Annotated in this window: 16 protein-coding genes; all 16 read left to right on the forward strand. The window is 46.7% G+C overall.

The features are described from left to right. Window positions 1-18 precede the first annotated feature (18 nt). Window positions 19-1,797, forward strand: a complete 1,779-nt coding sequence (gene aspS / locus L693_RS0108815) for an aspartate--tRNA ligase (RefSeq protein ID WP_025716944.1) — start codon at window positions 19-21, stop codon at window positions 1,795-1,797. Between the two features lie 151 nt (window positions 1,798-1,948). Then, window positions 1,949-2,698, forward strand: coding sequence for a tRNA threonylcarbamoyladenosine dehydratase (locus L693_RS0108820; RefSeq protein ID WP_025716945.1), 750 nt, complete (start codon window positions 1,949-1,951; stop codon window positions 2,696-2,698). Window positions 2,699-2,872: 174 nt separating this feature from the next. After that, on the forward strand, window positions 2,873-4,171 hold the full coding sequence (locus L693_RS0108825) for an NCS2 family permease (protein WP_025716946.1): 1,299 nt from the start codon (window positions 2,873-2,875) through the stop codon (window positions 4,169-4,171). Between the two features lie 98 nt (window positions 4,172-4,269). Beyond that, window positions 4,270-6,087, forward strand: coding sequence for an ABC transporter ATP-binding protein (locus L693_RS0108830; RefSeq protein WP_025716947.1), 1,818 nt, complete (start codon window positions 4,270-4,272; stop codon window positions 6,085-6,087). A gap of 397 nt (window positions 6,088-6,484) precedes the next feature. Next, window positions 6,485-7,183, forward strand: coding sequence for a response regulator transcription factor (locus L693_RS0108835; RefSeq protein ID WP_025716948.1), 699 nt, complete (start codon window positions 6,485-6,487; stop codon window positions 7,181-7,183). Window positions 7,184-7,610: 427 nt separating this feature from the next. Then, window positions 7,611-8,960: a 2-hydroxycarboxylate transporter family protein gene (locus L693_RS0108840; RefSeq protein WP_025716949.1), complete on the forward strand. Its 1,350-nt coding sequence runs from the start codon at window positions 7,611-7,613 to the stop codon at window positions 8,958-8,960. 182 nt (window positions 8,961-9,142) lie between these two features. Next, window positions 9,143-11,386 (forward strand): sensor histidine kinase, encoded by a 2,244-nt coding sequence (locus tag L693_RS0108845; RefSeq protein ID WP_025716950.1) that lies wholly within the window; start codon window positions 9,143-9,145, stop codon window positions 11,384-11,386. Between the two features lie 45 nt (window positions 11,387-11,431). After that, window positions 11,432-11,725: a citrate lyase acyl carrier protein gene (gene citD, locus L693_RS0108850; RefSeq protein ID WP_025716951.1), complete on the forward strand. Its 294-nt coding sequence runs from the start codon at window positions 11,432-11,434 to the stop codon at window positions 11,723-11,725. After that, window positions 11,726-12,607 carry a citrate (pro-3S)-lyase subunit beta gene (gene citE / locus L693_RS0108855; RefSeq protein WP_025716952.1) on the forward strand — a complete coding sequence of 294 codons (882 nt, stop codon included), beginning with the start codon at window positions 11,726-11,728 and terminating at the stop codon, window positions 12,605-12,607. Window positions 12,608-12,617: 10 nt separating this feature from the next. Further along, the gene (gene citF, locus L693_RS0108860) at window positions 12,618-14,177 is read left to right on the forward strand and encodes a citrate lyase subunit alpha (protein ID WP_025716953.1); all 1,560 of its coding nucleotides are present in this window, start codon (window positions 12,618-12,620) and stop codon (window positions 14,175-14,177) included. Window positions 14,178-14,210: 33 nt separating this feature from the next. After that, entirely contained in the window at window positions 14,211-15,404 is a 1,194-nt protein-coding gene (locus L693_RS0108865) for an NAD(P)-dependent malic enzyme (protein WP_231503574.1), read from the forward strand. Between the two features lie 117 nt (window positions 15,405-15,521). Beyond that, window positions 15,522-16,565, forward strand: a complete 1,044-nt coding sequence (citC, locus tag L693_RS0108870; RefSeq protein ID WP_231503575.1) for a [citrate (pro-3S)-lyase] ligase — start codon at window positions 15,522-15,524, stop codon at window positions 16,563-16,565. A 1-nt stretch (window position 16,566) separates the two neighbouring features. After that, the gene (citX, locus tag L693_RS0108875; protein WP_025716956.1) at window positions 16,567-17,112 is read left to right on the forward strand and encodes a citrate lyase holo-[acyl-carrier protein] synthase; all 546 of its coding nucleotides are present in this window, start codon (window positions 16,567-16,569) and stop codon (window positions 17,110-17,112) included. A gap of 43 nt (window positions 17,113-17,155) precedes the next feature. Beyond that, window positions 17,156-18,022: a triphosphoribosyl-dephospho-CoA synthase CitG gene (gene citG / locus L693_RS0108880; protein WP_025716957.1), complete on the forward strand. Its 867-nt coding sequence runs from the start codon at window positions 17,156-17,158 to the stop codon at window positions 18,020-18,022. 336 nt (window positions 18,023-18,358) lie between these two features. Continuing rightward, window positions 18,359-20,500, forward strand: a complete 2,142-nt coding sequence (locus tag L693_RS0108885; RefSeq protein ID WP_025716958.1) for a HelD family protein — start codon at window positions 18,359-18,361, stop codon at window positions 20,498-20,500. Window positions 20,501-20,788: 288 nt separating this feature from the next. Further along, window positions 20,789-21,771, forward strand: a 983-nt coding sequence (locus L693_RS0108890) for an AAA family ATPase (RefSeq protein WP_025716959.1), incomplete at its 3' end; no start/stop codon positions are given.

Genomic DNA, 21,771 nt, shown 5'->3' on the forward strand with positions numbered 1-21,771 from the left:
TAAACAGGAGTGTGTATTATGAAAAGGAGTCATCAATGCGGCGCATTGACTCATGCGCATATCGGAGAAACAGTTACATTGAACGGTTGGGTACAGACCCGTCGTGATTTGGGGGGCGTACTTTTTATAGACCTGCGTGACCGTAGCGGAATTGTACAAATCGTGTTTAATCCGGCCTATTCCGGTGAAGCGCTGCAAATTGCAGACCGTGTCCGCAGTGAATATGTGCTTGAGGTTACTGGCACCGTTGTCAAGCGTGATGTAGAAACAATCAATACGAACCTGCCTACAGGTGAAATTGAAGTGCGTGTTACTGAAATCGAAGTATTGAATGCCTCCAAAACACCTCCGTTCTTCATTGAAGACGGCGTAGAAGTAGATGAGTCGCTGCGTTTGAAATACCGTTACCTGGATCTGCGTCGTCCGCAGATGTACCAGACGTTGAAACTTCGTTCCAAAGCGGCTAAGGTGTTCCGTGATTTTCTGGACGGTGAAGATTTCATCGAAGTAGAAACACCGATTCTGACGAGAAGCTCGCCAGAGGGTGCTCGTGATTATCTGGTGCCAAGCCGTGTGCATGAAGGCGAGTTTTTCGCCTTGCCGCAATCACCGCAAATTTACAAGCAATTGCTGATGGTGAGCGGCTTGGAGCGTTACTACCAAATGGCACGTTGTTTCCGTGATGAAGACTTGCGTGCTGACCGCCAGCCTGAATTTACACAGATCGACATTGAGACCTCCTTCATGGAACGGGATGACTTGCTGCCTATGATGGAGCGTCTTATGGTCAAACTGTTCAAAGAGACGATTGGTGTAGAACTGGAAACCCCGTTCCAGCGAATTACACATGCAGAAGCGATGGACAAATATGGCTCAGACAAGCCGGACCTGCGTTTTGGCCTTGAGTTGATTAATGTAAATGATATCGTGGCAAGCAGTGGTGTAAAAGTGTTCGCTTCCGTAATTGAAAAGGGCGGCGAGGTAAAAGTCCTTAATGCCAAAGGATGTGGCACATGGAGTCGTAAGGACATTGATGACCTGGGGCCGTATGCTGCACGTTATGGAGCTAAAGGCTTGGCTTGGATTCAAGTGAAGGAAGGCGAATTTAAGGGGCCTATCGTGAAATTCTTTACACCGGAAGAAATCGAAGCATTGAAAGAGCGCACGGGGGCTGAAGAAGGCGATCTGTTGCTCTTCTCTGCGGATAACAAAAAAGTCGTTGCTGATGTATTGGGCGCGCTTCGTTTGAAAATTGGCCGTCATTTGGGACTGATCGACGATAACACATTCAAATTTGCATGGGTTGTAGACTTCCCGCTTCTCGGCTATGATGAAGAACAAAAACGGTATGTAGCGGAACACCATCCGTTTACGCGTCCGAAGGATGAGGACCTTGCCATTTTGGATACAGATCCAGGCCAGGTTCGTGCCGAGGCATATGACATTGTACTGAACGGCTACGAAGTAGGCGGCGGCTCGATGCGGATTCACAAGCGTGATGTTCAGGAAAAAATGTTCAATGCTCTCCGCCTGTCACCGGAAGAAGTTCAAGATAAATTCGGCTATCTGTTGAATGCGTTCGAATATGGTGCGCCTCCACATGGAGGTATTGCCTTCGGTTTTGACCGTCTTGTGATGCTGCTCGCAGGCCGTACAAATCTGCGTGAAACCATTGCATTCCCGAAAACAGCTAGTGCAACTGACCTGCTTATGGATGCACCATCCGAAGTGGATCCATCTCAATTGGAGCTGCTTCATATCCGTCTTGCTCCGAAGCCTGCTGCGCCTAAAGCCTAAGACGAACATTTGGCTTAGCGAGTGCCATCCATTGGCTTGTGAATAGCTTATGATTGCCATGAACCCGTTACCCTTTTATGGATAATGGGTTCGTGGTTTGTATGCTGGTGTTTAAACGTAAAGTTAAAATCAGTAAGGGAGGATATACCACATGCTGCATCAATTTTCACGAACAGAGCTGGCCATTGGCTCTGAGGGTCTGGAAGTTATGAAGAATAGTACGGTAGCCGTGCTGGGTATTGGCGGAGTCGGCTCGATTGCAGTCGAGGCGCTGGCGCGGACGGGTGTCGGACGTATTATTTTGATCGATAAAGATGTTGTAGACATTACCAACATTAACCGCCAGATTCATGCGTTGACAACAACGGTAGGTCAAAAAAAGGCTGATCTGATGGTAGAGCGTGTGAAGCTGATTAATCCTGAATGTGAAGCCATTGCGCTGAATATGTTTTACACCGAAGAAACCTATGAAGAGCTGTTTAAATACGATCTGGATTATGTGCTGGATGCTTCGGATACGATTGTTTACAAAATACATTTGATTAAGGAATGCTTGAAACGGGGTATTCCGATGATCTCCAGTATGGGCGCTGCGAATAAAATGGACCCGAGTCGTTTCCAAGTAGCTGATATTTCCCAGACAAGAATGGACCCGATGGCCCGTGTCATCCGCACCAAGCTACGTAAGGAAGGCATTACCAAGGGCGTCAAGGTTGTATTCTCTGATGAGGAGCCCATGAAGCCGCGTGAAGAAATTACCAAAAAGATTGTGCCTGCCAACGCACCTGAAATTCGGAAAGCGAAGCAGCCGCCTGCAAGCAATGCTTTTGTACCTCCGGTAGCAGGTTTGATCATGGTCAGTGTGGCCGTGAAGGATTTGTTAGAGTGCGCTGGTGTGTAAGCTGGAAAAGTAGCATGACAGTACATTCATAGATTACAGTAGTATGTATTTACTTTAAGACCTGTAGTTCTGTGCATCACTTCACTTGGTGTCACAGTAGACTGCAGCTCTTTTTGTTTTGAAACAGTGCAGCTTGCTGCAACCAGATTGGACAACTTGCTGGAGGGCTTTGCTATGAAGGGTGGACTATGGTCCAGAAGTCTCGGTTTCAAAGCCGAGCATCATTGGAAAAAGGAATTGGCCGCCGGTGCCATTTCTTATTTTTCCGTTGTATATATTGTGATGGTCAATGCGACCATTTTGGCAGATGCCGGGATTCCCCTGCAAGGGGCGATGCTCGGGACACTGCTCACGTCCATTATCGGCTGTCTGCTGATGGCTTTTGGTGGAAAATCTCCTATAGTCGTTGTGCCAGGGATGGGGATTAATGCGTTTTTCACTTATACGCTCGTACATTCGATGAAGCTGAGCTGGCAGGAAGCATTAATGGTGGTTACCGTCACAGGGCTTTTATTCGCCGTTGTAGCATTTACATCTTTGTACAAGCTGATTAGCCAGGCAATCCCCCATAATTTACAGCATGGAATTACGGTAGGAATTGGCTTGTTTTTAACCTTTATCGGATTGCAAAAAAGCGGTATTGTGATTGCTCATCAAACGACCTTTGTGGCCATCGGTCATTTTAATGACCCTAAGGTGATCACGGCTTGTGCAACGTTGCTGCTCGCTATTGTATTGTTTGTCCGTAACGTTCAAGGAGGGCTGCTGATCAGTATTTTGGCGGGAACGGGGCTGGCTTACGTGCTGGGCGCTATAGAGCCGACAAGTACGGTGCGAACGTCTGAAACCGTGCGGCAGTATGGGCAATTGTTTGGAGAGCTGTCCTTTTCAGGTATTTCTTCGATTGCCTTCTGGATCGCTGTTTTTCTCCTGCTGCTTATTGTGCTATTTGAGAATATTGGTATGATTACTGCGCAGACCAACATGATTGGAAGACCGGACACCTTTAAGAATAGCTTGCGTGTATTGGCGGTGACCAATATTTTTGCCGGTATTTTAGGCAGCAGTCCGGCGGTAGCTGCGGCGGAATCGACAGCGGGTATTGCAGCAGGGGGACGTTCGGGCGTAACACCGCTAGTAACTGCTATATTATTCGGGGCCACGTTCTTCTGTATTCCGCTGCTGGCTTATATTCCTGATAGCGCGATTGCTCCCGTGTTAATCATTATTGGCGGGCTGATGGTGCAAAATGTACGTGAGATGGATTTTGGTGATTTTACCGAGGCGTTTCCTGCATTTCTGATCATGGTGATGATGCCTTTTACTTACAGCATTGTAGACGGGATGGCATTTGGTTTTATTGCATACCCTGTTGCCAAGCTGGCAGCAGGACGCGGCAAGGAAGTGCCTGTCGCTCTGTATATCATTTCTGTACTGTTTGTAGCTAACTTTGTGCTTCATTCATTGGTATAGTAAAATCGAAGATAGGATGTACTGTTCATACCCGCGCAGAGCGCGGGTGTTGTTGTTTGGACAAGCATGGTCAGATTCGGAAGCGAGGTTGATGGTTTATGGAAAATGAGCATCATTTACAGCAAGATGAGCAACAGGACTGGAAGCAGGAAAAGTCGACTAAAAGACCCAATAAGGCCGGCATGGGTCGGTTTATCAAATTAATTGCGAGTGCACACCCACCCAAGGCCATTCTCATCATTGCCATGATTCTGACCCTCGTTCAGACAGTTGCCGGTTTAATTGTACCGCTGATGACCAAGGGATTGATCGACGGCCTGACCTTTTCTTCACTGAATCGTATGGTCATTTTTGGTTTGCTTGGGGCTTTTGTGCTTCAAGCAGTGGCTTCGGCAGTTTCTATTTATATGCTGAACTACGCTGGGCACAAAATTGTGGCTAATTTGCGCAAACGCTTATGGCATAAAATTTTGTCTCTCCCCATCCCGTACTTTGACCGAAATCGGTCAGGAGATACGATGAGCCGTGTCACCAATGATACAAGCCTGATTATGAACCTTATTACAGAGTATCTTGTCAATCTGATTTCTAATGTGATTGCAATTATTGGCGGTATTGCGCTGTTATTTTATCTGGATTGGGTTATGACGCTCATTATTCTGACGATTGTTCCGCTAACTGCTCTTATTTTATTTCCTGTAGGGCGGAAAATGTATCGCATCTCCAAAAAGCAGCAGGACGAGATGGCAGATCTGACCTCAGTGCTGAGCCAGGTTATAGGTGAAATTAGGCTGGTGAAGGCTTACGGAACGGAAAGCAGAGAAGCCAAGGCCGGGGAGGATCGCATCTACCGGATGTTCCGCTTTGGCCTACAGGAATCCCGCATTTTGGCCCTTGTAGGTCCTATTTCTACCTTTCTGCTAACCGCAGTACTGGTCATTATTTTGGGTGTAGGTGGCGTACGAGTAGCATCGGGTATGCTGACTGCCGGGGATTTAGTGGCTTTTATTTTGCTACTGTTTCAGGTAATTACACCGATGGCCCAATTCACGACCTTGTACTCACGCTTGCAAAAGGTGGTTGGAGCTACTGAGCGGATTCAGAGTATTTTGGATCATGAAGAGGAGCCATTGGAATTGAAGCTGGAAGCGGCAAAAGAGAGCAGGGATATTGTGCTGCATGATGTTGCTTTTTCTTATACCGAAGGGGAGGAGGTTCTTCATAGCGCAAATTTGGTCATTCCAGCTAACCGTACGACAGCATTTGTAGGTCCGAGCGGGAGTGGAAAATCGACCTTGTTTTCATTGTTGGAGCGCTTTTATGTACCAAATACCGGGGAAATCTGTTATGGAGATGATCCGATATCGTCATATACATTATCCTCCTGGCGCTCCAAAATCGGTTATGTGTCGCAGGAAAGCTCAATGATGTCCGGAACTGTCAGAGATAATATCACGTATGGATTGGGACGGGAAGCTGATTTGGAAGAAGTAAGACAAGCAGCCAAGATGGCATATGCGGACACGTTTATTATGGATTTGCCTCAAGGCTATGACACTGAAGTAGGGGAACGAGGAATGAAGCTGTCCGGCGGGCAGCGTCAACGGATTGCCATTGCGCGTGCGCTTCTTCGCAGCCCCGACATTCTCATGCTGGATGAGGCTACCTCCAGTTTGGACAGCTCATCCGAGCATGAGGTACAAAAGGCGCTGGCGAATTTGATGGAGGGACGAACGACGATTGTTATCGCTCACCGTTTGTCTACGGTCGTTCACTCCGATCAGATTATTGTGTTGGACAAGGGCAAGGTGACAGGTGCAGGGACTCATGCCGAGTTAATAGAGTCCCACCAGGTATACCGCGAGCTGGCTCAAAAGCAGTTTGTGGAGATGGGGGAGAGGAGTATGGAGCATTAGAGGCCGCTTCGCGTGTGATTTGATCCTCCGATCGCTGTTGCCTCTGAAATCCCCTTGATTGTAAATAAGAGCAGGGGTGGAATTCAGAGGCAAAGGCGAACGCTCCGCTTCTCTGGATTCAAATCACCCGCTCCGCTGCTGCGGTAAAGGTCCATACATAAGATGAAAACAGGCGGAGATGCTCCACTCACAACAACAAGTGGGACGGATTGATTTTTCCAAAATATTAATGAAAAGGTTTTAATAAGATATTTAACAAGGAATTAGTTTTTTTGAGGCTATATGACATACAACATATAGAGTTGGCTAAAATGATGCTAGACTAAAAAGTGATGTTTTTTTGTATTGTTAAAAAGGGCTTTTGTAGGAGGACTTTTAGAAAGGAATGGGGTCAAGAATGAGCAAACCGAGAGTATTGGTTGTTGATGATGAGAACGCAATCAGAAAATTGATTAAAACGGTTCTTGAAGGCGACGGAATGGTTGTGCTTCAGGCTGAAAACGGCATGGAAGCCATGCGCATGATTAGCGAGGAGCCGTTCGATCTCGTCATCCTGGACATTATGATGGAAAATATTGATGGCTATGATGTGCTTGGTCAAACGCGCAATATGGGCATACATACGCCAATCATTTTTCTGAGCGGGAAAAAAGAAGACACAGATCAGATCATTGGACTTGGTCTTGGGGCAGATGCCTATATTACCAAGCCATTTAGTCCTCCTGTACTTTGTGCTCAGGTAAAGAACCAGATTAAAAGATATCGCCAGCTGCAGGAATCAAAACAACAAGCCTCACGCATTGCATTGGGACCATTTCTATTCAATCATCATACCTATACGTTTCATAAAAATAATCAGGAAATTGCGTTGTCATCAAAAGAATTACAACTCATGAAATTTTTTATGGAGCATCCTAATCAGGTCTTTTCGAAAGAACAGCTATATCAAAACATCTGGAAAGATACGGTTGTCGATAATAATACGATTATGGTCTATATCAGACACCTTCGGACCAAAATTGAGGAAAATCCCACTAATCCGAAATATATCAAAACCGTCTGGGGAATCGGATATCGTTTTTCCGTTGAAAGATAGATTAACTATATAATTCAATCCAATTGTATACGTTCTCTTGAAAGCACGCCGATAGACTCGGGGGGCTTTTTTTCTACGACTAATTATTTCTCTAGCCATCCTTAATTTGGAAGCAAAAGGAAATACATAACTTTATATATTGTACTTACGAGCATCAGGAATCGAATTATGCAAAATACTGAACAAGCTGTTTTAGTAAATGAGTCAACCGTAGTTTTTTTGTCTTGAAAACGCTGACGTAATTTTATCGCATGGTTCTTAAAAACATTTAAGGATTAATCAGGATACTTTAAGATTTGCTTTTTACAATATAGTTATCTCGAATCATCCAATGAGTGAAAAAGCGTTCTACTACAAATCTTGTAAATACCTGGGCTAGCGATTGATTCGAGGATAAAACGCAGATTGATCTCAAGGAGGCGATCAAGTGGTCACTAATAATCTACAAGAAGCCGCAGAGCTTAAGCTACAGCCACGAACAAATTCCAAATGGCAAAAGGTGTTGAATTACAAGATTGGAGGTGTCATTCCTGTAGGCCTTTACATCCCGTTTATGGCTGTTGTCTACTTACTGATGAACTACGGAAAGCTCGGTAATGATATGCCCGGGGCTGTATCTGTCATGGTATTGTACGGTTTTATTTTGGCGGAAATTGGAAAACGCATCCCTGTTCTAAAGGATATCGGGGGCGCTGCAATTATGGCAACGTTTGTTCCTTCTTACATGGTGTATGCTCATCTTCTCCCGCAGTCAGCCATTGATTCCGTTACTGTCTTTATGGATAATACCAATTTCCTGTATGTGTACATCGCAATTGTTATCGCTGGTAGTATTCTTGGTATGAACCGGGAACTTATGATAAAAGCCGTCGTTCGCTTGGCTGTCCCTTTGACGATCGGATCCATTCTCGGAACAGGCGTCGGTTTGCTTACAGGTGTGGCTTTGGGAATTCCTGCGTATGATACCTTGTTTTACATCCTAGTTCCTATCATGGCGGGAGGCGTTGGTGAAGGTGCGATTCCACTCTCTATCGGCTACAGCCAAATTTTAGGTTCGACCCAAGGTGAACAATTTGCCATGGTTATTCCTGCGGTCATGTTGGGTAGCTTGTGTGCTATTATCCTGGCAGGCTTGTTGAAACAACTGGGAGATAGAAAACCAGAACTTACAGGTAACGGCACGCTACTCAAAACAGGGGATAGCGATGTTCTGGGACTTGCAGAGGATAAAAACAAAAAACCACTTGATCTTTACCAAATGGCTGCCGGAGCCATTTTAGCTATTGGATTCTTCATGGTAGGTATCTTAGCGGCTGAGTTTATTGGCCTGCCTGGTCCGATCGTAATGCTCTTTGCGGCATTCCTGGCAAAATATTTTGGTTGGTTGCCAAAATTCCTTGAAGACGGAGCGCAACAAATGCAGCGTTTCTTTGTTATCGCCGTAACATACCCGCTCCTGCTTGCGGTAGGTGTTGCTAAAACACCATGGGAGGCACTGATTTCTGTAATTAGCCCTGCTTATTTCATCACCATTTTTGTAACTGTATTAACCGTGGTTGTGGGTGGCTATTTTGCTGGTAAGTGGATGAAAATGTATCCGGTTGAAGCTGCGATTATTACTTCTACTCGATGCAGTCAAGGTGGAACAGGGGATGTTGCGATCCTTTCTGCAGCCGATAGAATGGGACTCATGCCATTTGCCCAGGTATCCACACGTCTCGGTGGTGCAGCAACGGTAACACTTGCTATTTTCCTGCTGCGATATATTACACACTAAGGGAGTGAAATCTTAAAAAAAATTAATAATTTGACAGGATACTTTAAGATCTTGTCATTACAATGAAGTTGTCTTGAGACACCATTTAGTAGACGAACGTGAATAGCTGATATAATCGGAAGCGAACTAGCCTAGCACTAGGGACTCATGGGCTAGTAGCTCGATGGAGATGGTAAAACAGGATGAGATTTCAAAGAGAGATACTGTTTCATTTTCGAAACCATTTTTCATTCATCACGATGCTAGCGCTTCCGATTTCTTTTCTAGTTCTGCTGTGGATGGCCTACGGCTCGTATATGGACGGAGAACGTACCGTAATTGAACAGCAGCAGCAGCAATTGCTAACGATTGCCAAGTTAAACAGCACGTCAATTGAATCCTTTTTCGATGAGCAAATGCACACGCTGCAAATATTGACGGGCAACCGGCAGATGTCGCTCGCCATAGCAAATAAGAATGAAGCTGTGATTGACGAAAACCTGTCTGCTTATTATGCCGCCAAAAAAGATAGCATCTATCGGGTTAGCCAGGTGAACCTGGAGGGGAAAATAGTACACACTTTTCCCAAGCGCAATCATACGGATACGATTAAAGCCTATGAATTAATCAAGAATGATATACAAAGGGTGCTGCGAGAAAAAAAACCATTCATTGCAAGCGCTAAGATGGAAAGTAAAGGTAATTACATTGTGCATCTGTTTCAGCCTGTTTATCTCGATGGGAAATTTCAAGGTGCGCTCATCAGTGTGGTAAATCTAAACGCTGTGTATGAGAAGCTGTTGAAGCCGATTCGTGTGGGGACCAAGGGTTATATCCATGTCAAGGATCAGCAAGGCTACTATCTCATGCACCCGAGCGAAGCAAATATCGGGTTATCGCTCTCAGCGATTAAGGCCAAATACCCGGGGCTTGATTACCGCGACCTGGAGAAACTGTTCAAAATGCAGCTTACCCAGGAACAAGGCTCAGCTTTCTACGATTCGTATTGGTGGGGTGACGAATTCTATACCAAGACGAAAAAGATCGAGGCATTTTCCCGTTTTCATCTCGGTGACTCGTTTTGGGTGGTAGCCGCCGCCATGAACTACGATGATGTGAGAGAACCGATTGAAAAAAATAGAATTAAAACCATTGAGATTTTTTCAATGATCGTCCTGACGTTGGCTTGTGCCGTTTATATCATCATGAGGACGAAGAAAAATAAAGAGGCTCTTGAATACGAGACGAGGTATTTGCGGGAACTGAATAACAAAAACGAGCTGTTGAGAAAAAAAGACCTACAATTGCAGCACTCGCAGAAGCTACAGTTGATCGGTACGATATCAGGGGAAATTGCCCATGATTTTAATAATTTGCTAACTCCCATCAGAGGCTATGCAGAAATTCTGCTTAGCAGGATAGAACCTACTGAAGAAATTTATGATTACGTAAGTGAGATTTATGATGCTTCCGAGAAAGCAAGATTGATAATCGAGGAAATCCTGCTATTGAGCCGGCTGGAGAGTGGAAAGGTCAAGAAAAACGCTCCGGTCAAAGTTGAAGAGCAGGTCAAAGAGGCACTGGGACTCATAAAATCCTTCCTCTCGCCCAAAGTGAATGCTGTATTCAAAAAACGGGTAGATTCAGCCGTAATTTTTGCAAATAAAGTACAGATTCATCAAGTCATTATGAACCTGTGCAACAATGCCTACCAAGCAATGAAAACAACCGGTGGCGAACTAAAAATCATATTGGATACCATTCCCTTGCAAGAGATAAAAAAAATCCGCGAGAACGTCCTGGAAGTCAGCGATTACGTTACTTTATCTGTCTCGGATACGGGTAGAGGGATGAGTGACGACACCTTGCAGAAAATCTTTGATCCTTTTTTCACAACCAAACCGACAGGAGAGGGTACGGGGCTTGGATTGTATATCGTCCAAAGCATTCTCGAAAAACATCAAGGATTCATTACCGTGGATTCGGAGCTGGGCAAGGGTAGTACGTTTACGGTGTATCTGCCGAAAACGGAGTTTGTAGCAAAAGAGACAGAGATAAATAAGAACCCTGTATTTACTGAACAAAAGCGCATCCTTTTGGTCGATGATAAACAGCGCGTATTGAAAGCGATGAGAAAAGGATTGGAATTGTATGGTTTCCATGTTGAGACAGAATCAGACAGTGTGGAAGCATTGCAGCGGTTCGAAAAGTCCCCAAACCATTACGATCTGGTCATTACGGATCAGGCCATGCCTTATCTGACTGGTACGGAATTGGCTGAACGTATCAAGGTAATCAACCCAAGTATGAAGATCATCCTGATTACCGGTTACGTCGAGGATCTTGTGGTGACATACAAGGAGAGATTGATCATTGATGAATACATGTGTAAGCCTGTAGCAGGTTCAGATATGGCACAAATGATTTATAAGGTTTTGCAATCCTGAAGATGGGGATTAACTACCATCCAATTGGCAAAAGAGGTGTAGACATTGATTATTCAGCAAGTAGGCATGGCCGGTACACTGGAATCAAGCGATATTACGATTTCCATCGAGCCGAACGGGACGAAGGGTATTGAAATCGAGTTGAAAAGTACCGTAGAGAACCAGTTTGGAAACCAGATTCGCAAAGTGATTCTCGAAACATTACAAGAAATGGGCATTGAGCATGCGTATATCCGCGCGAATGATAAAGGCGCACTGGATTGCGCCATTAAGGCTAGAGTAATGACAGCCGTAAGCAGAGTGGTCGAGGGCGACTGCCGACCATGGGAGGCGGAATAGATGCAGAAACTGAGAAGGACCATGTTGTATGTTCCAGGGAATAACCCAGGAATGATCCGGGACGCCCATATCTATGGGGCAGATTCGATTATGATCGACCTTGAGGATTCCGTTTCCCTATACGAAAAAGATGCGGCACGTTTGCTGGTTTACCAGGCTTTGAAAACCTTTGATTTCGGAGGCATCGAGGTGCTGGTCAGGGTAAACCCACTCAATACGCCGTATGGCAGAGACGATTTTGAAGCGATTGTACGAGCGAAGCCAACTGCCATTCGATTGCCGAAAACGGAGACCGCCGATGACGTGATTGAGGCGGATGAATTGATTACCGAAATTGAACAAAAGATCGGCATGGAGCAAGGGACAATCAAGCTTTTTGCAGCGGTTGAGAGTGGCAAGGGCGCATTGAACGCGGCGCAAATTGCGGTTGCCAGCAAGCGGCTTATCGGCATCGCCATTGGAGCGGAGGATTTTGTCACAGACCTGAAGACAACACGCTCGCCAGAAGGCATTGAGCTGCTGACAGCACGAAGCCTTATATTATTTGCGGCCAGAGCTGCTGGTATTGCTGCTGTCGATACAGTCTACTCGGATGTAAATAATGAGGAGGGCTTCGCGGGCGAGGTGAAGCTGATCAAACAGCTAGGCTTTGATGGCAAATCCATTATTAACCCACGTCAGATCGAGATTGTAAATCGCATCTATACGCCAACAGAAGCAGAGATCAAAAAATCAAAGCGGATCATTGAGGCCAGTCTCGAAGCGGAGGCAAAAGGCTCGGGTGTGATCAGTCTCGACGGTAAAATGATTGACCGTCCGATTGTAGAACGTGCACGTAGAGTACTTGATCTGGCGGAAGCGGCAAAAATAAATATAGAGTAAGGTGAATGTTATGTTAAACGGTGCTGGGAGAGAAATTCCTGTAGCTATTGAGGGACTTGATGCGATAACTCCCTTTGATCGCAAATCGACTTACGGACAATTTAAAAATACAGAGCGGTTAAAAGACCGCCAGCGAAATCCTGCCAAAAACAAAATCATGGATTCGATGGAGAAAGCCATTGAAGCTACGGGCTTGCGTAATGGGATGACGATCTCGTTCCATCACCATTTCCGCAACGGGGACTTTATCGTGAATATGGTTATTGATAAAATCGCCCAAATGGGTATTCGTGATCTTGTCCTGGCAGCCAGCTCCTTGACGGATATTCATGCGCCGTTGGTAGAGCATGTGCGAAACGGTGTCATCCGCAGAATCGAGACCAGTGGCCTTAGAGGCGAGCTGGCTCAGGCATATTCCTACGGATGGTTTGATATTCCGGTGACGATTAACTCTCACGGTGGTCGCGCAAGAGCGATTGCATCAGGGGAATGCCCGATTGACGTAGCCTTTTTGGGCGCTCCTTCTTGCGATGCATACGGCAATGCAAACGGAACTTCCAGTTTAAACGAAGCTCCATCGGCATGCGGCTCCCTGGGTTATGCCATGGTAGATGCACAGTATGCGCGCAATGTTGTGATGATCACTGACAATTTGGTCTCCTATCCGAACACTCCATTCGCGATTCCTGAAACCCAGGTGGATTATGTGGTCGTCGTGGATCGTATCGGTGATCAGAAGGGGATTGTCTCAGGGGCTACCCGTTACACGAAGAATCCGAAGGAACTGTTAATTGCCAAAAATGCGGCAGATGTGATTGAAGCATCCGGATATTTCGTGGATGGATTCTCATTGCAAACCGGCTCCGGGGGTGCTGCACTGGCAACGACCAGATTTCTGCGGGAAAAAATGCTTGCCGCCAATATCAAAGCAAGCTTTGCGCTGGGTGGTATTACCCAACAAATCGTTGACCTGCATGAAGAAGGATTGATTGAAAAGCTTTTGGACGTGCAGAGCTTCGACCTGCGTGCCGTAGAATCGCTGAGAAAGAACAAATTCCATCAACAAATTTGTGCGGAATATTATGCAAGCCCTGAAAATATAGGCTGCGCTGCTCACCAACTGGATGTTGTTGTGCTGAGTGCGCTCGAGATTGATCTGAATTTTAATGTGAACGTAATTACCGGGTCCGATGGGGTCATCCGCGGAGCTTCCGGCGGACACTGCGACACTGCCGCAGGCGCTGCAGTATCCATCATCGTCGCTCCGCTGATTCGCGGAAGAATGCCTGCTATTCTTGATCGTGTAAATACCATTATCACGCCAGGTCATACGGTTGACGTACTGGTTACCGATCAGGGCATCGCGGTGAACCCTCTCCGCCAGGACCTCCTGGCTAGCTTGAAAGCCGCCAAGCTTCCTGTCTTTACGATCGAAGAGTTGCAAGAGAAGGCTACGCGGATTGTCGGCAAACCAGAGCCGATTCAATGGGAAGATAAAATTGTGGGTGTGATCAAATATCGTGATGGTTCCGTAATTGATGTCATTCGTCAAGTGAAACAAGGACGCTAAAATTATAAACCAAGAGGAGGAAGTATTGAGCAGTTGCTCAGTACAAACAAACTTATGAGTATAAAAGAAGCCGCCTTACAGGCACATCGCGTAAGAAACGGTAAGCTGGAGATTGCAGGGACAGTATCGGTCGTAAGTAAACAGGATTTAGCGATAGCTTATACACCTGGCGTTGCCGAGCCATGCAAGGAAATCGCCAAAGATAAGAGCAAAGCCTATGAATACACGATTAAAGGGAGCACCGTGGCGATTCTGACGAATGGGACAGCCGTGCTGGGTCTGGGGGATATTGGTCCTGAGGCAGGGCTGCCCGTCATTGAGGGCAAGGCCTTGCTGCTCAAAGAATTTGGTGGGGTGAATGCGTTCCCCATCTGTATCGACAGCACTGATCCAGACGAGTTTGTGCGCACGGTTGAAGTGATCGCCCCAGGTTTTGGAGGCATTCATCTTGAAGACATCAAGGCGCCAGAATGCTTTTATATTGAAGACAAATTAAAAGAAAAACTGAACATCCCGGTTTATCATGATGATCAGCATGGAACGGCAGTTGCTGTGCTTGCAGGGTTATTTAATGCCTTGAAACTTGTGGGCAAAAAAATAGAGGATGTGCGCATCGTCATCAATGGAGCAGGAGCTTCGGGGATTGCCACCGCCAAGCTATTGCTTGTTGCAGGAGCGAAGCGTATAGTCCTCTGCGATATGAATGGTGCCTTGGTCGAAGGCGACACCTCTCTCAATGAGCCTCAGCAGCAAATCGCCAAGCTGACAAATCGTGATAAAGAAACAGGCAGCCTGACAGAAGTCATCAAAGGCAAGGACATCTTTATCGGCTTATCGGTTGCAGATGTGATGACAACAGAAATGGTGCAAACCATGAGCAATGAAAGCATCATTTTTGCCCTTGCCAATCCGATTCCGGAAATTTTGCCGGAGGAAGCACACAAAGGCGGAGCAAGAATTGTTGCGACCGGCAGATCGGATTTTCACAACCAAATCAATAACCTGCTGGCATTCCCCGGTATTTTCAGGGGCGCGTTTGATGGCAAAGCCACAGACATCACGATGGAAATGAAATTAGCGGCAGCCAGAAGCATCGCAGATCTGGTGACAGATGAGGAGCTTGATGATACCTATATCGTTCCTGATGCGATTGACAAAAGAGTAAGTGCAGCAGTTAGTAAAGCAGTAAAAATCATCGCAGAACAAAGCGGTGTTGTAAGAAAATAAAGACATTGTCTTTTCAGAACAAATAAACAGGATGCGCATCCTATCCTTTCGCTTGCAGAGTGTGGGATGCGTCATTCATACTTATTCTGACTTCCATGCAGAAAAATGGTGATCATTATGGCTATGTGGATGGAACATTTGCGTGAAGAGATTTTAAATCCAACCTCTGAAGACGCTCAAAGAAAGCTTCGCGATTTCCTTAAGCGCCAAGGTCTTAGAATAGACCATCAAATTGAATATACGATGGAAATTGTAGATGGCAGCAACATTGCCGCTACAGGTTCCTTTTCAGGCAGTGTACTAAAGTGCATTGCTGTGGATGAAGCTTATAAAGACCAGGGGCTATCGGCACAAATCGTTAGCCATTTAGTAAATGAAGAATACAGGAGGGGAAGGGCTCACCTGTTTATTTATACAAAACCAGTCAATAAACAAATTTTCAAGGATCTCGGCTTTTATCCAATCGTGGAGGAATCCTCCAAGGCGGTTTTGTTGGAAAACCGATGGGATGGTGTCAGGCAGTATCAGCAAGAGCTTTTGCAGGAATCGGGGGACCCCGTGCCTTCGGCTGCGATTGTCATGAATTGTAATCCATTCACACTTGGACATCTGCACTTAATCGAGCATGCAGCGGCGGTGTGGGAAAAGGTACATCTTTTTGTAGTCTGGGAGGACCGATCCATTTTTCCATCAGATGTCAGATACAGACTAGTGGAAGAAGGCGTGAGACATTTAGCCAATGTGGTCTTGCACAAAGGCAAAGACTATATTATCTCAGGCGCAACGTTTCCTTCTTACTTCCTCAAAAATGATGAAGAGGCAGCAAGTACGCATATATCACTAGATTTAAAAATATTTAGCCAGTATATAGCTCCGTTGCTAAATATTCAAAAACGGTATATCGGTCAGGAGCCAAGCTGTGTCTTGACCCGCAGGTACAACACGAGCATGAAAAAATTACTGCCTTCCGTTGGAATCGACGTGGAGGAAATACCGCGACTGCTATGGGAAGGGGAGGCAATCAGCGCCTCTGCGGTCCGCAAATATATCCGTCTCGGTCAAATGGATAAAGTGAAGCAGCTTGTACCGGACACGACCTATCAGTTTTTATTGTCAGTGAAAGCTGGAGAAATCATCAGGCGTATCAGGGAGATGTCATAACATGTATCCGTATGAGGTGGTCACCCTTGAAGAAATGCTACAGGCACGCGAAAACCGGGCAGATAGACAAAGACAACTGATCAGCAGGTACACGGTACCTCTGATCAGCATGACGATCAATATCCCGGGACCACAGAAGTCCTCTCCAACTAGTAAATACGTTTTTCATGAAGGCTATCGTATCTTGATGAGTCAGCTGGCGGTGAACCAAATGACACCGCTGCACTGTGAAGCGTATGATCTGCTAACAGGCCCAGAAGCATATGTTGCCGTTCAGGCAGATGCACGAATATTGAAAAGGTTGGTCATTGCGATTGAAGATGGGCATCCACTAGGAAGATTACTGGATCTGGATGTGATTGGACTCAATGAAAGGGCAATCTCCAGAGATGAACTTGGCTTGGGCAAGCGAAAATGTCTCCTGTGCGACCAGGCTGCGCATGGTTGTGGACGGAGCAGAGCACATGCACTTCCCGAATTGCTGGAAGCTATCAAAGCACTGGTGGACGGTTATAAGCGAAAGCGTCAAGTAGTCAAACGAGCATGATCGTTCATCATCATTAAAAAATCCAGAGAAGAAGGTTGTTAGTATGGTCATTCCTCTTGGTCAACAAGCTGTCCTTGCGCTGTTAACAGAGGTCTCTGCCAGCCCAAAGCCGGGACTGGTAGATCGGTTTAATCGTGGTGCTCACAAGGATATGGACTTCTTTACGTTTATGTCTAGTGCGGCCGCACTTTCCGGCTACTTTGAAAGATGTGCAAAGGCGGGAGGTTCCTTTCATGGAGAGGATCTCCGTATGCTATTTGCGAATCTACGCCCCTTGGGACAGGAAGCCGAACAGGCTATGTTTGCCGCAACAGGCGGGGTGAACACACATAAAGGTCTTATTTTTTCGCTAGGAATTATTTGTGCCGCCGCCGCGTATTGTTGTACGACACGAGCAACTGTCAGCAGGCTGGATGAACAAGTAATTTGTGAGACCATTACTCAGATGACCAAAGGTTTATGTGCGAGTGAGCTTTCATTCCTGAAAAAATCAACAGGCTTAACGGTCGGCGAACGGTTGTATAAAGAGTGGGGCATGACGGGCATACGTGGCGAGGTGGAAGCGGGTTTTCCCACCGTGCGAGAGTATGCTTTGCCCGTCTATCGTGAGTTGAGGTCATCGCAACGATACCATGTGAATGATATCTGTGTTCAAACCCTGCTACAACTGATGGTTGTCAACGAAGATACGAATGTCGTTGGCAGACACGATAGGGAGATGCTAACCTATGTCCAGCAATATGCCAAACAGGCGCTAGAGGTGGGCGGTATGCTGTCAGAGAGAGGTGTCGCCATGATTCATCAGATGAACGATGATTTTGTGCAAAAAAATGTTAGTCCTGGTGGCTCCGCTGATTTACTGGCAGTTACAATCATGTTGGAATATTTATGTCTACCCGACCCATTTTAATGAAAAAGGGCTGTCCGCAAAGTGATATGTTCCCCTTACAACAGACAGGTTAATTCGTAAAACCTACTGCTGTAAGGGGTGTTTTTTATATCAAAGCAACCATATCGTTAATATTCGGATTCAAATCACCGCTACGCTGCTGCGGCAAAGCTCCATATCTGGGTAATCCATTAGTTTGTGTTTTAATAAGAGGTCTTTCGTATATAAAATAAGCGTATTGGGAAATAAGATTGGATTTTTGTGGTTAAATGTGTTACGCTTACTTTCCTTTTTTTGTGTCGAGCAAGTGAAAAAGATACAGAAATCGAGACTTGATATTCTTAGGAGGTAACTGAAATGGAGAATGAGTTTCAAAGTGCCTATCAAGAAGAACAGCACAGGCTGTCGCTTGCTATGGAGGAAATTGATCGGAGATTGGAACAGCTTCGCAACACACCGGTATACACCGGGCATGACTTTACGGAGCAAGTGCTGGAATCTGCGCGGGAGGAAAAACGTCAGGCTTTGGCCAAAAGCTCACAGGAGCCTTATTTTGGACGCATGGACTTTGACGAGCGTGGCAGAGGGCAGCGTAAGCCGCTGTATATCGGTAAAGTCGGAGTGGAGCGTGAAGAGACATCGGCGTATCCGCTTGTGATTGATTGGCGTGCGCCGATTGCCAGCTTGTTTTATTCGTTTACAGGTGGTGAAGAAACCGCGTCCTACGAGGCTCCCGAGGGAACGATTGAGGGCTTGGTGTATCTGAAACGCAACGTTGTCATCCGTAAAAGAATTCTGGAACGGGTAGCTGATACATACAATCGTGAAAGCGATGGGCCTGCCGTTTCCGATGAATTTCTCGTTTACCGTTTGGGAGAGAACAAGGATAACCGTTTACGGGATATCGTATCCACCATTCAGGCCGAGCAGGATCAGATCATCCGCGCGGCCAAAAATACAGCCCTCGTTATCCAGGGGGTAGCGGGAAGTGGCAAGACGACGGTAGCGCTGCATCGTCTCGCATTTTTGCTTTATCAATACAAGGATCAAGTGTCGGCGGAGAAGATGGTCATTTTCGCGCCGAACCATATGTTTCTCGATTATATTTCAGATGTACTTCCAGAGCTGGGGGTCGGAAATATTCAGCAAAGTACATTTGCGGACTGGGCGCTCCATTTGTTGGGGCTGGATTTACCTCTGGCGGACCCTGCCGAAACGTTATCTTATTGGTTTGAGAGCGGCAGCCTACGGACGAAGTCTATGGACGAGGCGCCGGGACGATTCAAAGGTTCGGTTCACTTTATGAAGCTGCTTCAGGCATTTGTGGAGCGGCTGGAGCCTATCTCGGTACCGGAAGGCGACTTTTCACCCTGGGATGGGGCGGTGCTGCCGCGAGTTGAGATTTTGAATTGGTTCAATGAGGAATACAAGCCATATCCGCTCGCGAAGCGGAAGGAGCGAGTGCTTGCAAGAGTCCATCGCTGGATTGAAATGGAGCTGAAAAAATCGCCTTCGGCGGCTGCGCTCAAGGAGCGTAAGAAAAAAGCAGGGACTCGAGAAAAGGCATATGCTAAAAAATGGCCTCAATACGACGTACTGACGCTTTACAAGCAGCTTTTTCAGGCAGCCAAAGGATTACCCGCAGAAACGGCTGCGGAGATGAAGGCTTCTTTGCCGGCTGCTATTTTCAAGACTACACAGTCGGACCTGCGAAATCAGGTGATCCGCGAAGAGGATTTGACTGCCTTGGTGTATCTCCACGTGCTGATTCATGAGGTAGAATCGTCTCAGCGTTTTGACCATGTGGTCATTGATGAGGCGCAGGATTTTTCGCCTTTTCATATCGCATTGCTGGATTTGTTCGTAAAAGGACATTCCTTTACAATACTTGGCGATTTATCGCAGGGGATTCATGAATACCGTGGCGTACATGCGTGGGAGGAAATGAGCTCTCTTTTTGCGCCAGAACATACGGCGTATTTTGCACTGACTCGAAGCTACAGATCAACCCTAGAAATTATAGAATTTGCAAATACAATTTTGGAGCAGGGAGTTCGCGGCGGCATTACAGCAGTTCCGGTATTTCGTAGTGGCGATCCGGTGCGTACCGAATCTTATGACACATCCGGACGTGAACAGCATTTGCTTACCGCTCTCAAAGAGCTTTCCTCCAAGGATTATCGCACTGTATCCGTGCTGACACGTACCTTAAAAGAGGCTGTAGAACTTCATGAGGTTTTCATACATGCTGGGCTGGACGTAAATCTGATTGACGGCGGTAAACAGCAATATGAGGGCGGCTTGTCCGTTCTGCCTGTGTATCTCTCCAAGGGGCTGGAGTTCGATGCAGTCATTGTAGCGGATGCTGACCATGAGCATTATGGAGAGCTGGCCTGGGATGCCAAGCTGTTGTATGTGGGATGTACTCGTGCGCTGCATGAGCTGTGGCTCATGCATGACGGTGCACTTCCAAGTTATGTACAGAAGCAGCCGGAGTAAGGAAAATCACAGTAGAAAATCGTTTATACTAATACTCAAGCTACCGTTCACCGTTGTAGTGGATGTTATGGAAGTAGAAGTACACTATTCTGGGAACAGCCATGGAATTTATCTTTCGTCCTTGGCTGTTCTTTCTTATTGTGTGAGATGGACTTGAAGATATGCAGATACAGCTGTACCATGACCATGCTATCTGCAACTTGTTAGCGGTTATGGTAGAATAAGAGGCGGTTCAACCCGTTTTAACTCCAATTAATGATTTAAATTTTAAGGAAGTGGATGAAATAAATGGATTTATTTTCATATTCCCAGGAATCGACGCCAAGCAATCGGTTGCTTGCGGATCGCCTGCGTCCAACCTCGCTGGATGAATATATTGGACAGGAGCACGTCGTCGGTCCGGGCAAGCTGCTGCGAAGAGCTATAGAGGCAGATCAGGTTTCTTCTATTTTGCTGTATGGACCGCCGGGATGCGGTAAAACAACGCTGGCGCATATTATCTCGCAGCATACGCAAGGGGATTTCGTCCGTCTGAATGCAGTAGAAGCCTCTGTGAAGGACGTAAGAGAAGTCATTGACCGTGCACAAACGAATAAATCCATGTACGGCAAAAAAACGATTCTGTTTCTCGACGAGGTGCACCGTTTTAACAGCTCACGTCAGGATGCATTGCTGCCTGCGGTGGAAAAGGGGACGATCGTGTTTATTGGCGCCACGACCGAAAATCCCTTCCATTACGTGAACGGCGCCTTGATGAGCCGTTCTACGTTGTTTCAGCTTGAAGCGCTGACCCAGGAGCATTCGCTGGCTGCCATGCGCCGCGCCTTGGGCGATGCAGGCAAGGGGCTTGGCTATATGCAGCTTCAGGTAGACGAAGCTGCGCTGGATCACATCGCGTCCATGGCGAACGGCGATATCCGCCGCGCCTTGAACGCGCTGGAACTGGCGGCGCTTACGACGCCTCCGCTGGCAGACGGCACGGTTCACGTGACGCTGGAAGTCGCGGAGGAATCCATTCGCCGCCCGATTGTCAAGGCAGACGAGTCTACGCAGTATGACGTGCTGTCTGCCTTTCACAAAAGCATTCGCGGCTCCAGCGACGCGGCGCTGTTCTGGTTCCTGTACGCCGTAGAGAAGCTCGGCATGGACCCGATGACCTTTATTCGCCGCCTCATCGCGGCGAGCAGCGAGGACATTGGCCTGGCGAATCCGCAGGCGATGGTACAAGCCGTGAGTGCGCTGGAAGCCTACCGCAATAACGGCTGGGCCCC

This window comes from Paenibacillus sp. 1-18, from assembly GCF_000520755.1.
GTDB classification, from domain to species: Bacteria; Bacillota; Bacilli; order Paenibacillales; family Paenibacillaceae; genus Paenibacillus; species Paenibacillus brasilensis.

Coding starts and splice junctions, on each gene's coding strand:
- citE (WP_025716952.1), top strand. CDS start 11,726: ATGCAGAAACTGAGAAGGACCATGTTGTATGTTCCAGGGAATAACCCA.
- citG (WP_025716957.1), top strand. CDS start 17,156: ATGGTCATTCCTCTTGGTCAACAAGCTGTCCTTGCGCTGTTAACAGAG.
- L693_RS0108820 (WP_025716945.1), top strand. CDS start 1,949: ATGCTGCATCAATTTTCACGAACAGAGCTGGCCATTGGCTCTGAGGGT.
- citC (WP_231503575.1), top strand. CDS start 15,522: ATGGCTATGTGGATGGAACATTTGCGTGAAGAGATTTTAAATCCAACC.
- citF (WP_025716953.1), top strand. CDS start 12,618: ATGTTAAACGGTGCTGGGAGAGAAATTCCTGTAGCTATTGAGGGACTT.
- L693_RS0108835 (WP_025716948.1), top strand. CDS start 6,485: ATGAGCAAACCGAGAGTATTGGTTGTTGATGATGAGAACGCAATCAGA.
- L693_RS0108830 (WP_025716947.1), top strand. CDS start 4,270: ATGGAAAATGAGCATCATTTACAGCAAGATGAGCAACAGGACTGGAAG.
- L693_RS0108845 (WP_025716950.1), top strand. CDS start 9,143: ATGAGATTTCAAAGAGAGATACTGTTTCATTTTCGAAACCATTTTTCA.
- aspS (WP_025716944.1), top strand. CDS start 19: ATGAAAAGGAGTCATCAATGCGGCGCATTGACTCATGCGCATATCGGA.
- L693_RS0108885 (WP_025716958.1), top strand. CDS start 18,359: ATGGAGAATGAGTTTCAAAGTGCCTATCAAGAAGAACAGCACAGGCTG.
- citX (WP_025716956.1), top strand. CDS start 16,567: ATGTATCCGTATGAGGTGGTCACCCTTGAAGAAATGCTACAGGCACGC.
- L693_RS0108825 (WP_025716946.1), top strand. CDS start 2,873: ATGAAGGGTGGACTATGGTCCAGAAGTCTCGGTTTCAAAGCCGAGCAT.